The 12,373-nt window shown below is 55.9% G+C and carries 11 protein-coding genes and 1 tRNA gene; 5 read left to right on the plus strand and 7 right to left on the minus strand.

Translation table 11 applies throughout. The features are described from left to right. Nucleotides 1–942 (minus strand): phosphoglycerate dehydrogenase (gene serA / locus K5905_RS14175; protein ID WP_297584967.1); only part of this gene is annotated, 942 nt, incomplete at its 3' end. Between the two features lie 154 nt (nt 943–1,096). After that, nucleotides 1,097–1,429 (minus strand): helix-turn-helix transcriptional regulator, encoded by a 333-nt coding sequence (locus K5905_RS14180; RefSeq protein ID WP_297584969.1) that lies wholly within the window; start codon nt 1,427–1,429, stop codon nt 1,097–1,099. Nucleotides 1,430–1,486: 57 nt separating this feature from the next. Between K5905_RS14180 and K5905_RS14185 the strand changes: the two genes are divergently transcribed. Together K5905_RS14185 and K5905_RS14190 are read left to right on the plus strand one after the other, a co-directional pair. Beyond that, nucleotides 1,487–1,906, plus strand: coding sequence for an SRPBCC domain-containing protein (locus tag K5905_RS14185; protein WP_297584972.1), 420 nt, complete (start codon nt 1,487–1,489; stop codon nt 1,904–1,906). A gap of 18 nt (nt 1,907–1,924) precedes the next feature. Next, entirely contained in the window at nt 1,925–2,377 is a 453-nt protein-coding gene (locus tag K5905_RS14190) for an SRPBCC family protein (protein ID WP_297584993.1), read from the plus strand. Nucleotides 2,378–2,406: 29 nt separating this feature from the next. Here K5905_RS14190 and K5905_RS14195 read toward each other — a convergent pair whose 3' ends face one another. From K5905_RS14195 to K5905_RS14205, 3 genes are all read right to left on the minus strand, one after another. After that, nucleotides 2,407–3,231, minus strand: coding sequence for an arylamine N-acetyltransferase (locus tag K5905_RS14195; RefSeq protein ID WP_297584975.1), 825 nt, complete (start codon nt 3,229–3,231; stop codon nt 2,407–2,409). Between the two features lie 84 nt (nt 3,232–3,315). After that, entirely contained in the window at nt 3,316–3,888 is a 573-nt protein-coding gene (ilvN, locus tag K5905_RS14200; RefSeq protein ID WP_297584977.1) for an acetolactate synthase small subunit, read from the minus strand. A gap of 24 nt (nt 3,889–3,912) precedes the next feature. After that, nucleotides 3,913–5,688, minus strand: a complete 1,776-nt coding sequence (locus tag K5905_RS14205) for an acetolactate synthase 3 large subunit (protein ID WP_297584979.1) — start codon at nt 5,686–5,688, stop codon at nt 3,913–3,915. A gap of 643 nt (nt 5,689–6,331) precedes the next feature. Between K5905_RS14205 and K5905_RS14210 the strand changes: the two genes are divergently transcribed. The 3 genes from K5905_RS14210 (at nt 6,332) to K5905_RS14220 (ending at nt 9,161) form a co-directional block, all read left to right on the plus strand. After that, nucleotides 6,332–6,407, plus strand: a tRNA-Lys gene (locus K5905_RS14210). A 479-nt stretch (nt 6,408–6,886) separates the two neighbouring features. Continuing rightward, nucleotides 6,887–7,198, plus strand: coding sequence for a hypothetical protein (locus tag K5905_RS14215; RefSeq protein ID WP_297584981.1), 312 nt, complete (start codon nt 6,887–6,889; stop codon nt 7,196–7,198). A gap of 424 nt (nt 7,199–7,622) precedes the next feature. Beyond that, nucleotides 7,623–9,161, plus strand: coding sequence for a hypothetical protein (locus tag K5905_RS14220; protein WP_297584983.1), 1,539 nt, complete (start codon nt 7,623–7,625; stop codon nt 9,159–9,161). 12 nt (nt 9,162–9,173) lie between these two features. Here the strand turns inward: K5905_RS14220 and K5905_RS14225 are convergent, their stop codons facing one another. Both K5905_RS14225 and K5905_RS14230 read right to left on the minus strand, forming a co-directional pair. Beyond that, on the minus strand, nt 9,174–10,862 hold the full coding sequence (locus K5905_RS14225) for an aspartate:alanine exchanger family transporter (RefSeq protein WP_297584986.1): 1,689 nt from the start codon (nt 10,860–10,862) through the stop codon (nt 9,174–9,176). A gap of 242 nt (nt 10,863–11,104) precedes the next feature. Next, on the minus strand, nt 11,105–12,373 hold a 1,269-nt coding region (locus tag K5905_RS14230), incomplete at its 5' end, for a nucleoside recognition domain-containing protein (protein ID WP_297584990.1).

A 12,373-nucleotide genomic window follows, 5' to 3' on the forward strand; every position in this document is an offset into this window, starting at 1 on the left:
AACCAGCCGTTTGGAAACTTCCTCGCCGATCCTATCCTGGGCTTCTTCCGTCGAGCCGCCGACATGCGGTGTCAGGATGACATTATCCAGGCCGCGCAGCGGCGAGACGAACTCGTCCTTGTTGGACTTGGGTTCGACAGGGAAGACGTCAATAGCTGCACCTGCCAGATGCTTGGATTTCAATGCCTCTGCAAGAGCGTCGATATCGATCACCTTGCCACGGGCATTATTGATCAGGAACGCACCCTTTTTCATCTTGGCAATCTGTTCGGCACCGAACATGTTGCGGGTCCCTGGCGTATCGGGCACATGAAGCGATACGACGTCGGACTCGGCGAGCAGCGCATCCAGGCTGTCGGTCGGCAGAACGTTGCCGTGCTGAAGCTTGTCCACCAGATCGAAATAGATCACCCGCATGCCCATGACTTCGGCAAGGTTGGAAAGCTGAGTGCCGATGTTGCCGTAGCCAACAACACCAAGCGTCTTGCCGCGTACTTCGTGAGAGCCGACGGCGCTCTTCATCCAGCGGCCTTCATGAGCAGCAGCGGATTTGGTGAAGACGCCGCGCATCAACATGACGATTTCCGCAATCGTCAGTTCGGCAACGGAGCGGGTGTTGGAGAAGGGGGCATTGAAGACCGGGATTCCGCGGGTCAGTGCGCCTTCCAGATCCACCTGATTAGTTCCAACGGAGAAACAACCGACTGCGACAAGCGTTTTTGCAGCTTCAAGTACTTCTTCGGTGAGCTGAGTTCGCGAGCGGATACCAAGAACCTGAACGTCCTGCAGTTTTTCAATCAGTGCGTCCTTTTCCAGGGCACCGGGCAGAACCTCAACGTTGGTGTAACCGTTCTTTTCCAATACCGCGTGCGCAGTTGGCGAAATGCCTTCCAGCAGCAGCCAGCGGATCTGGTTTTTCGGCCGGGACAGACCGTGGATCATGGGCTTAAAGCCTTTTCTTGAGCGTTTTGTCGTCTGAGGCGGGGGAGTGCGTCAGCACGATACTGAATGCCGGTGTCGTATACGCGCTGATCCACGTCGCGTCTAGGTTGGAAGTATTCAAATAGGGGGATGTCGCGGAACAATTTTCCCGGCTTCAGTTTGGTGGTGTTTCAAGGTCTGCCTTGAGCTTGGCCAGCATATTGACGGCGTCCGTTGCATAGTCGCCAATCCACCTGTCGTAAATGTCCTTGATCGGCAATGCGTTGAGATGGTTCCAGCGCTCACGGCCCTTGCGTTGAGCGATGATGAGGCTGGCGGCTTCCAGAACCCGCATGTGCTGCATCACCGTACAACGGTCAAGCTCGGGAAAGGCAGCACACAGCGTTCCGGTCGTCTGGGGTCCGTCTTTCAGAAGATCCAGTATCCGCCGCCGGCGGCTATCGGCCAGGGCTTTGAATATCCTGTCTGAATCGTCTTTGCTTGACATGTTATAAAAATATAACATGATTAAATGTATGGCAAGTGAATTGGGAGTCGAGTTGATATGTCCGTGGTTCAAATCGACCTTGCAAAGAATTGCAGCGCACCGGCTGTGCGTCTGTGGGAGGCTCTTCTCGCACCACGGCTCTGGTGGGGCGAGGGCGTCCTGTTGGAACCGGTGCCGGGCGGTAAGTTCTATGAGCCCTGGCAGGATAATCAGGGACAGCATCACACCCACGGACGTGTTGTTGGCATCGAAGCGCCCGCGCAACTCATTTTGAAATGGTGGGATGATGATTGGTCGTTTGAAACGGATGTCATCTTCCAGGTCAGCGCGCAGGAGCAGGGGAGCCGGGTCAGGTTGCTTCATACTGGATGGGAGGCTGCGCCTGAAGCTCAACAGCAAGGCCTGATTGACGCTCATAGACAGGGCTGGGCCTATCACCTTGGCAACCTTGTGACCTTTGCCGGGCAACAAAGCTGAAACCAGAAGGAGCACAAAATCATGTTGTCGTTCAGTGTGTCTGGCCGGATCGGCCAACCGGTTTCTGAGGTCTTTGAGGCGGTGGTCAATCCAGACCGGTTGTCGGGTTATTTCACCACAGGCGGTGCGGAAGGGCGGATTGAGAGCGGTGCCACGGTTTTCTGGAGTTTTGCCGATTTCCCTGGCCGCTTTCCGGTCACGGTAAGAGAAGTCGTCAAGGATCGGAGGATCGTTCTGCACTGGGCGTCAGACGACCAGACGGAGGAAGACAGTGAAACAATGGTTACGATGGAATTCGATGCGCTGGATGATGGCCGGACGCTGGTGACCATCAGCGAAGAAGGGTGGCGTGATACGGCCAAAGGCAGCAAGGCCTCTTACGGCAATTGCGAAGGCTGGACGCAGATGCTGTGCTGCCTGAAGGCCTTTGTGGAACACGGTATCAATCTGCGCGAGGGCTATTACCAGTAACTCACTGCAGGCTTACCAGAGCTGGGCTATCAGACAATCGGGTCGCGATCCTGCATTGCGGCGAGGCGCTGGGCAATTGCACCGATTTGGTCATCGCCGTAGCCAAGGCCCAGATCCTCGCGCATGAACTGTGTCAGGTCGCTTTGCTTCACAATGGTGCGGGTGGTTTTGACCCTGTTTGATGTGAAGCCGGCAAGGCCGTTTTGAAAACTGATCCAGCCGTTATCGGTCAGGCGATAGAATTTCATGGATGAGGAAAAAGAAATTTTCGGCCATTTGGCACACAGGTAATTTGCGGCTTCGACGTCGACCTGTTTCGGGGACTGCCTGTCGAAACCATAGAGGGATACCCAGCCGTCCGATGTTTTTCGCTCCAGAACTTCCTCGCTTTCAGCGGCATCGAAACGCATTCGGTAGATCTGGTCCCGGATCGGTTGTTCGTCAGCCGTTGTAAGGTTCACTGGAGAGGCAGGGGCCTGGCCACCGAAACCGGCATCAAGCAGCCATTCGCTGCCGTCCAACGTTACAACATGCGCCTGATGCGATCTGACACCACCTTCCGAATCTCCCATGCGAACGCGTGCCAGCACACGCTGGTTTGTAAATCCGAGCGCGTTGAGCGCCTGGCTCAGCAATGCGTTCAACTCAAAACAGTAGCCCCCCTTCCGCTCCAGGACGAGTTTCCGCCAGAGTCTGTCTTCGCCAAGATCCGGCACCTCGCCCAGAAAGGGCAGGACATTCTCGAACGGAATGGAAGTAATCTGCGCCGCCTGCAGCCTTTTCAGTCCGTCAAGCGTTGTCGGGTGGGCATCAAGGCCGATGCGGGCAAGGTAGGTGGAAAGATCAAAAGACATTGGCAGTCCGGAAAACAAAAGGGCCAGCTGCATATAGGCAGCCGACCCTTGATCTTAAAGCCTGTCGTCTCAGAGGCGTTGGTCTTATAGCCCTTCGGGACCACGTTGAACCGCAGCGACGCCGGTGCGCGAGACTTCGACCAGGCCGAGCGGTTTCATGATGGCGATGAACTGCTCGATCTTGGAGGTGCGACCGGTGATCTCAAAGACAAAATGATCTGTTGTCGCGTCGATTACGGTGGCGCGGAAAGCATCGCCCAAGCGCAGTGCCTCCAGACGTTTGTCACCGGAACCTTCGACCTTGACCAGCGCGAGTTCGCGTTCCAACGGCTTGTCCTGGTTGGCGCGACGGGCGCGGACGGTGAGGTCGGTCACCCGATGAACCGGCACCAACCGGTCAAGCTGATGACGGATCTGTTCGATGATCATCGGCGTTCCCGTTGTCACAATGGTGATCCGGGAGAGGTGCTTTTCGTGCTCGGTTTCCGACACGGTCAGGCTGTCGATGTTGTAGCCACGACCGGAGAACAAGCCGATCACGCGGGCAAGAACACCCGGTTCGTTGTCGACGAGAAGCGATAGGGTGTGGGTCTCGATTTCGTCGCTGACTTCAGCCAGGAAATAGGCCGAAGGCGCATCTACATTCTGTGCGTTCATTTTTAAAATCCTTGTGCCTGACCTTTAAACGAGGGACTTGCCTTCGGCGCTGATGGCGTTGGCAACTGCTTCGTCGTTGGCTTCATCCGGCAGCAGCATTTCGTTATGGGCTTTGCCCGACGGGATCATCGGGAAACAGTTGGCAAGGTTGGCCACGCGGCAATCGAACAGAACCGGTTTGTCGACCGCGATCATCTCTTCGATTGCCCCGTCCAGATCACCCGGCTTGTCAACCCGGAAACCAACGCCACCGTAAGCCTCTGCCAGTTTGACGAAATCCGGCAGGCTTTCGGTGTAGGAGTGGGACAGGCGGTTGCCGTGCAACAGCTGCTGCCACTGGCGAACCATGCCCATATACTGGTTGTTCAGGATGAACACCTTGACGGGCAAACCGAACTGGACTGCAGTCGACATTTCCTGAATGTTCATCAGGATGGACGCATCGCCGGCAATGTCGACGCACAGCGCGTCGCGGTGCGCAACCTGTGCGCCAATGGCGGCTGGCAGGCCATAACCCATCGTGCCAAGTCCACCGGACGTCAGCCAGCGGTTGGGCTCTTCAAAGCCATAGAACTGCGCTGCCCACATCTGATGCTGGCCAACTTCGGTTGAAATGAATGTCTTTCGGTTCTTGGTCAGCTCATACAGCCGCTGAATTGCGTATTGCGGCATGATGACATCATTGTTCGGTCGATAGGCGAGGGAGTTGCGGCCACGCCAGGCATCGATCTGAGACCACCACGCCTTCATTGCCTTCTGGTCAGCCTTCAAGGAAGACGAACGCCAGATACGGACCATGTCTTCCAGAACATGTCCGACGTCACCGATGATCGGCAGATCGACATTCACCGTCTTGTTGATGGATGACGGATCGATGTCGATGTGGATCTTGATGGAGTTCGGCGAAAAGGCATCCGTGCGACCGGTGATGCGATCGTCGAAACGAGCGCCGATGCACACCATCACGTCGCAGTCATGCATGGTCATGTTGGCTTCGTAAGTACCGTGCATTCCCAACATGCCGAGCCAGTTGTCGCCGGAAGCCGGATAAGCGCCGAGGCCCATCAGCGTGGACGTGATCGGAAAACCGGTGAGCGAAACCAGTTCGCGCAGCAATTGGCAGGCCTGCGGGCCGGAATTGATGACGCCGCCGCCAGTGTAGAGAATTGGCTTCTTGGCCGCTGCCATCAATTCGACGGCCTTGCGGATGCCGGCGGCATCGCCCTTGACCTGAGGACGGTAGCTCTTGTGCGCTGTGGCCGGGTTCGGTGTCGGGCCTTCATAGGTACCGGTAGCGAACTGCACGTCCTTCGGAATGTCGACAACAACGGGACCCGGACGGCCGGACGTTGCGACATAGAAGGCTTCGTGCAGAATGCGTGGCAGGTCCTCGACATCGCGCACCAGCCAGTTGTGTTTGGTACAGGGGCGGGTGATGCCGACCGTGTCGCATTCCTGAAAGGCGTCATTGCCGATCAGATGGGTGGGTACCTGGCCGGAAATGCAAACCAGCGGAATGGAATCGAGCATGGCGTCCGTCAGGGCGGTCACCATGTTGGTGGCGCCCGGACCGGATGTCACCAGCGCAACACCCGGTTTGCCGGTGGAACGGGCGTACCCTTCGGCTGCATGGCCGGCACCCTGTTCGTGACGAACGAGAATGTGCTCCAGACCTTCCTGCTGAATGATCTCGTCATAGATGGGAAGCACAGCACCGCCCGGGTAGCCGAAGATGGTATCAACTCCCTGGTCTTTCAGCGCCTGGATGACCATTTCGGCGCCGGTCATTTCCCGTGTCATTCTCTTATCGTCCTTGCATTTCAGGGCCTGAATTTCAGGCTTTGGCTCTCAAAAATATACTACTTTAACTCTTCCGACCTGTCGGTGTCGAAGACCCGGGCAGTTTTCGATAAAAGCGTTTTCAGGAGGCGGGTACAAAAAAAGGCCCCTTGGGGAGCCTTGGTCGCGCGCCATCCTGTCCAAACGGGATTGTCCCGCTAGGAGGCGCGCTTTCCTACCACTACTAGAATGAGCGACATCATCATGCCGTCCCGGTCCTTCGATACTGCAGGCCGTGAAGGCCTTTTACTGGACATATATTCGTCATCCACTCAAACGGCGCCTTAAAGAAGCCGAACCGAAAGAGCATCGTCAAACCCGTCATGTCCACCCGGTCTTGACGCGCTGCACACTAGTGAGCGCGATATTATGGGTCAACCCCAAATTTCGATTATTGCGCTAAAGTTTCACATTGTTTTTGAAAGTTTCACTGAGGGGGCGTTCTCATTGCGATCATTCCGTTCACACTGTTCGCCGATCAGTTTCGAAATTCCGCGATGCAGAAATGACGAAAAAAGTGTCACAGAGCCCATTGCGCACGCCGGGGCTGCGCTATATACACCCTCACTTCGACGTGCCGCCCATTTCGGCAGCCGTTATCGTTGGGTGTGTAGCTCAGTTGGTAGAGCAGCTGACTCTTAATCAGCGGGTCTGGGGTTCGAGCCCCCACTCACCCACCATTTTCTCATTGGAAAGCCATAACGTCGTATTAAGCGCAGTTATTGTGTCAACGCGTTGCGTCGGCATGCGAGGATGCAGGCCTTCTTGAGAGAAGAGTTTTTCTCAGTTTCAGTAAAATTTGCCAAGGCCGACGGTAATTGGGAAATACAAACAACTTATTTTGAAATTTAGACGGCTTTAATTTGAAATTTGGCAGAAAATTTTTCAACCTGTTGAAAAGCATGAGTTAAATTTACTTGCGTCCAAAGTGCTCTGGCGCCGGGCGTTTGCTCGTCCAGCCAACAATTCCCTTGATAAACGGGGGGAAATCGGCATTGGTGCAGTTTGTGCGCTGTGAATATTACGGAAACGCGCTGACGATTTAGTCTGACGTTGTGTCGCGTGCGAATTGTTCAGGTCCTGTCTTGGCTGGTTTGGCTTGCGGTATTTTGGAGCAAGCCTGATTGGGTATAACCATCAGGATCTGACTGGGGGTGATATGGTTTGCTTGACAGTCATGTACGGGTTCATAACCGGATTTCTTGAGAACCCATTTTTTCTTGTTTTATCAGTTCTTCCTTTTGTACTCGGGCTCACCAGAAAGGGCATTTTGCTGGGTGTGTTTTCCTGCTGCGTTCTTGCCGTGATCTGGGGAGTGTCGGTGGCAATTGAACGCAACTCCTACGGATTTTCGACATCCCTGGTGGAGTCCGGCCTGATGCTTTGGGCAGTGTTCTTGTTCACTTGCCTGTTGTTTCTGCTTGCGCGCTCAGCCATCGCGATTTGGGACCGTGTTCTCAAGGCCAGTTGAATTCAGGCCCAGCCGGGCTTTTTTATTGCCTTGATTGATGAATTTCACCGTGTTTGGAGCGTGATCCATTCTCGCGTGCGGATGATGCCGACATTCGCTCGCAAACGCGGAACTCCTCAAATGCGCCCGATATCAATTTGTCCGCACGGTCTGGCATCCGTTCCAGCAATATGCGCGTATACTTGCTCAGACGTTGTCCGGAGTTTCCAACTGAGAGTATCTTCAGATGAGAGCGAACCGTTTGGTCGGAACATGGGTTTCGGAAGGTTGCAACCGGAATGCTTGCCGCACATTCCGGCGAGGTACCGGCCAAGGTGGAAACTGGTCCCAAATACCAAAAACATTCTCAAGATCAAAAAGTCTTCTTGCTGGGCTGTGTGCTCTCGGATTTATCTTCGGTTCGCAGGTCACGTGGGCAAATGGAATGCTGGATGACGTCCGCGAGATCCTGAACAGCCCGGACCGGCTGCCCCTGATCGTCGAAAAACGCAGAAATGCGATCAAGTCCTTCTATGAGGCCGACGATGCGCGCCTGCTGTGGTTAAACGAGCCACGCAGCGAAGAGTTGACCGATCTGATGAAAGCGGCGGAGAAGGAAGGCCTTCGTCCGGAAGATTATCCTTACGAAGTGCTGACCGAAGCGACGCAGGCGCTGGATGGTTCCCTGTCAGCAGACGAAATCGCATGGACTGAATTGCTTTACACGGGGCATTTTCTGGATTTTGCCAATGATCTGAGGGCTGGTCGCGTTTCGCCCAGGGTGCTCTATCCAGATGCCTATATGCCTTACAATTCGATTGATGCGCAGGATGCACTTGATCGTCTGGAAGCGTCGGACGATCTGACGGACTTCGTTTTGACCTGGCAGCCGCAGGACGACACCTACAGGCGATTGAAAGGCCACCTGCAGCATCTCCACAACATCAAGGCAGGTGGCGGCTTTACCTACCTGGAACCGGGCGAGGACCTTGTCGCAGGTGTGTCCGACCCCCGCATCCCGGCGCTGCGTCAGCGGCTTGTCGAAGATGAACTGCTTGCAGGTAGTCCGGACGGCGACTTGTTCGACAAGCGACTGGCCTTTGCCGTGGCGCAAGCTCAGCACCGCTACGGATTGCCACACTCCGGGCAGGCGGATGCGGCGCTGATCAGGGCATTGAACATCCCCGTCGAACGCCGGATTGAACAAGTGTCCAATGCGATGGAACGCATTCGCTGGATTCCAAATGAATATTCCCGGCTACAGCTTTTCATCAACAAGGGCGAGAACCGTTTTGTGTTCCTGGAAAACGGCAGGGTCATTCGCGAAGGACAGGCCTTCGCCAATTGTCCGGACCGCAATTTCGCAACCACGGCAACCACGATCGAAGCTGTGACCTTTCATCCAACCTGGCAAGTGTCCTGGGAGTTTTTCGGCAAGGAACTGTTGCCGCGTCTGAAGAAGGACCCCAAGGAGGTCGAGGCGGCCGGATATTACCTGAGGCGCAGCGGCGCGGAAGTTCCACTTGACGCTTTGCCCTGGGATCAGGCGAGCTTGAAGGATTTGCGAAGGGCTCCGAACCGTGAGGAATATGCTCTTTTTCTGCCGTCTTCGGACGAGAATCCGCTCGGCGATTATGCCTATCGCCTGAGGCGGGAAGAGCGGGTATCGCTGTTCGACCTGGAGGAAGCGCCTGAAGACGATACCTATTGCAATCCTTATCTGCCCAAGACTGCCTTCGGAATAGTCGATGGAATGGATATTCTGGAGCACATCATAGAGCCCCGCGTGTTTCCCGCAGAAGGGTTGCCAAACCGGATTGCGCGGCGCGATACGATCACGTTTCCGGCGCGTGGTGGGTTGATGGCCGTGGTGTCGCATCAATCCGTCTGGGTTCAGCGCCAGGGTATTATCCGCTTTGGCAACGACCCCTATCTGGAAGACGCCCGGTTGACCGCGGCGCTCTCGGGCCGGCCCAAGCCCTGAAGCAGCTGCTATCTACATGATCATGATCAAGGTTCCGGCCAGCGTCAGCAGCACGTTGGCCAACGCGTAGGTTCCGGCATAACCGAGGGCCGGAACAGTGCTCTTGGCGGCCTGCTGAACAATGCCGAGGGCAGGCGTACTGGTCATCGCGCCGGTGAGTGCGCCAAGCAGCAGGGCAGGGTTCATCTTCAGAACCAGGCGGCCGAAAACGTAACCGGTTAGAAGCGGCAGACACGTGACAATCACACCACAGAGGAACAGAATGGGACCGACGGAGCCGACGGCCTCGACAATCCCGCCACCTGCATTGAGCCCGACACCAACCATGAAAAGAAGCAGTCCGAGTTCCATCAGGATGAAGCGGGCGGCCGCCGGCATGCGGCCGAACGTTGGACGGTTTGCACGCAGGAATCCGACGCAGATACCGGCCACCAGGAGCCCGCCTGCGGTTCCGATCCCGACATCGACAGTGCCGACTTTCACAGTGATCTGACCGAGCACCAGGCCGAAGACAATCCCGGCTGCAAAGGTGAGCAGGTCTGTTTCAACCGCCTTTCGGTCTTCCGCGCCAACGGCCTCCACGAGGCGGTCAAGCGCATTCCGTTCGCCGGCGACAACCATCACGTCACCGCGTTGCACTACGGTTCCAGGCGTCAACGGCATGGAGATTTGAGACCGGGTCATCTCGGTCAGATAGCAGCCGAAATTGTCATAGAGGGCTATATCGCCCAACGATCTGCCAACTACACTGGGATTGGTTACGACAACCTCGGCAACATCAACAATCGCGTCGGTCAATTCCTTGTCCAGTACTTCGCCGCTCAGACCATAAAGTTCCCTGGCCCTGGCATGCTCTTCAGGCGTCGCGAAGACTGCAATCTTGTCGCCCAGTTCAATGACGGTCTCGAATTCGGGTGAAATGATTTCGTTTCCGCGTTTGATGCGATAGATCGATTTCAGGCTGACATTCGGCCCGTTTGCTGCCGACATGATCTCCGAAATCGTCTTGCCGTGATACGCATCGTTGTTGACCAGGTAAGCCCGGAGTATGGGACGGTCGACACGTTTTTCGGTTGCTCTGACGCTGAAGCCGCGTTCCCTGGCAAAAGTTTCGGCGGCGGCGACAAGGTCGACACGCAGAAGGTTGGGCAACAACTTCACCACGAGCAGCAGTCCGACCGTGCCGAAGATGTAAGTGATCGCATAAGCGACGCTGATGCTTTCGACCAGACTGCCGGCGGATGACCCTTCCGGTGGTGTGACCAGGCCTGAAGAAACGGCGTTCTGGGCACCGACCAGGGTCGGAGTACTTGTCAGACTGCCTGCCATCAACCCGGCAGCGAAAGTGTTGGGCAGATCCACCAGCCCTGCCAGTCCAAGCACGAGCAAAAACGAGCCAGCAGCCATGAATATCGTCAGAACGAGATATTTGGGTCCGTCCTGCCGGAGTACGTTCAGGATTTGAGGTCCGGCTTGCCAGCCAACGGAATAAATGAACAGGGTGAAGCCGATCGACTGGACGATTGGATCGATTTCATAGCCGTAGTGGCCGAAGGCGAGAGCACAGAGCAGAACACCGCCGGTGACACCGATTTCGAACCGAGCAATCCGGATATTGCCGAGCAGATAACCAATCGCAATGATCGTAAAGATCACCAGAACCGAATCCTGGTGGAAGATCTGGGCAAAATCGATGGTCATCGCCGTTCAAAACTCATTCGTAATATTAGCAAGACTCGAGCAGACCTAATCGTGAATACTCCGGCCAAAGCCAGTGGATGGGCTTCGAATACGCCTATTTGGTGGCCAAACACCATTCTTTTTCAATAAGAAATCGTGTTTTCGGCAGTCATAGAGCGTTGTTGCCGGCGGACAGCTCCGCAGCACGCAATCCGGGTACGGGCTCGCTCAAGAAACGATACTTTCTGCGCAGAAGCGATCGTCTAAACGGGGTTGGTTGCAGCGTCTTGAATAACCGTGCCTTTGCCGAGAAATCTCGCTCCCGCAAAAGCGATGGCGACCAGTCCGCACATTCCAGAAATCCAGAGAAACGAGGTTGTCGGATGGCTGCTGAAGGAGCCTACCTGATAAGCGATGACAGATCCTGAATATGCAATCAGGGACGTCCAGGCAGCAGCAAACGCTGCCCAGTTTGCGCCGATTTCCCGCGCGATGGCTGCGAGCGCGGCGACGCAGGGAATATAAAGCAATACGGCCACCATATAGGCAAAAGCAGCCGATTTCCCGCCGAAGTTGCTTGTCATCTCGGCAAACACCGTTGGGGTTACATCCTGCTCGGCGGCGGCAGCTTCGAAACTGGAAATATCACCGATGTCCAATCCTAGGGGATCGAGAATTGCTTCAGCCAGACCAATTGCGGAACTTCCCAATGCCATCAAGGCGCCGGTTGCCGTCCGAAGGGGTTCGGGGGCAACGTCCGTGTCTTCGCTTTCAGTGGCATAGAGTGCCTGTAAAGTGCCGACAACGGTTTCCTTTGCGAAGATGCCGGTTACCAGTCCAACCGCGGCCGGCCAGTTGTTTTCAGCAACACCCATGGGGGCGAGAAGCGGGGTAACCTGCCGGGCGGTCAGGGCGAGGATAGAGTCGCCGCTGTTTTCATTGCCGACAGATCCGTCTGTTCCGACTGAATTCAGAAACGACAGGACAGCTACGACCAGGACGATGACCTTGCCTGCTTCAGCAATGAAGCGACGTATTCTCGTGCCGCAAAGACGCAGCAGCCTTGCCGGCTGAGGCATCTGGTAAATGGGCAGTTCAATCGCCAGAGGGCGAGGGGTTCGGGCAGTCAGGCGGGGAGCCAGCATCCAACCGGTGAAAAGTGCCGCGGCGATGCCGATCAAATAAAGGGCAAAGACAACGTTCTGTCCTCCCACCGGAAAAAATGCGGCAGCGAACAGGGCATAGACGGGAAGCCGTGCGCCACAGGACATAAAAGGCGCCATCATGGCAGTCAGGACCCGTTCGGCGCGTGTATCCAATGCCCGTGTCGCGAGAACGGCGGGAATGGTGCAGCCGAATCCGAGGATCAGGGGCAAGAAGGCACGGCCGGACAGTCCCAGACGTCTCATGAGCCTGTCGGCAACCACAGCTGCCCGCGTCATGTAACCGCTTTCTTCCAGGAAAATCTGACAGAGAAACAGAAAACCGACGACGGGAACGAATGTGCCTACGGTCTGAATGCCGCTACCGAT

The sequence above is a fragment of the Roseibium sp. genome, from assembly GCF_025698965.1.
GTDB lineage: Bacteria > Pseudomonadota > Alphaproteobacteria > Rhizobiales > Stappiaceae > Roseibium.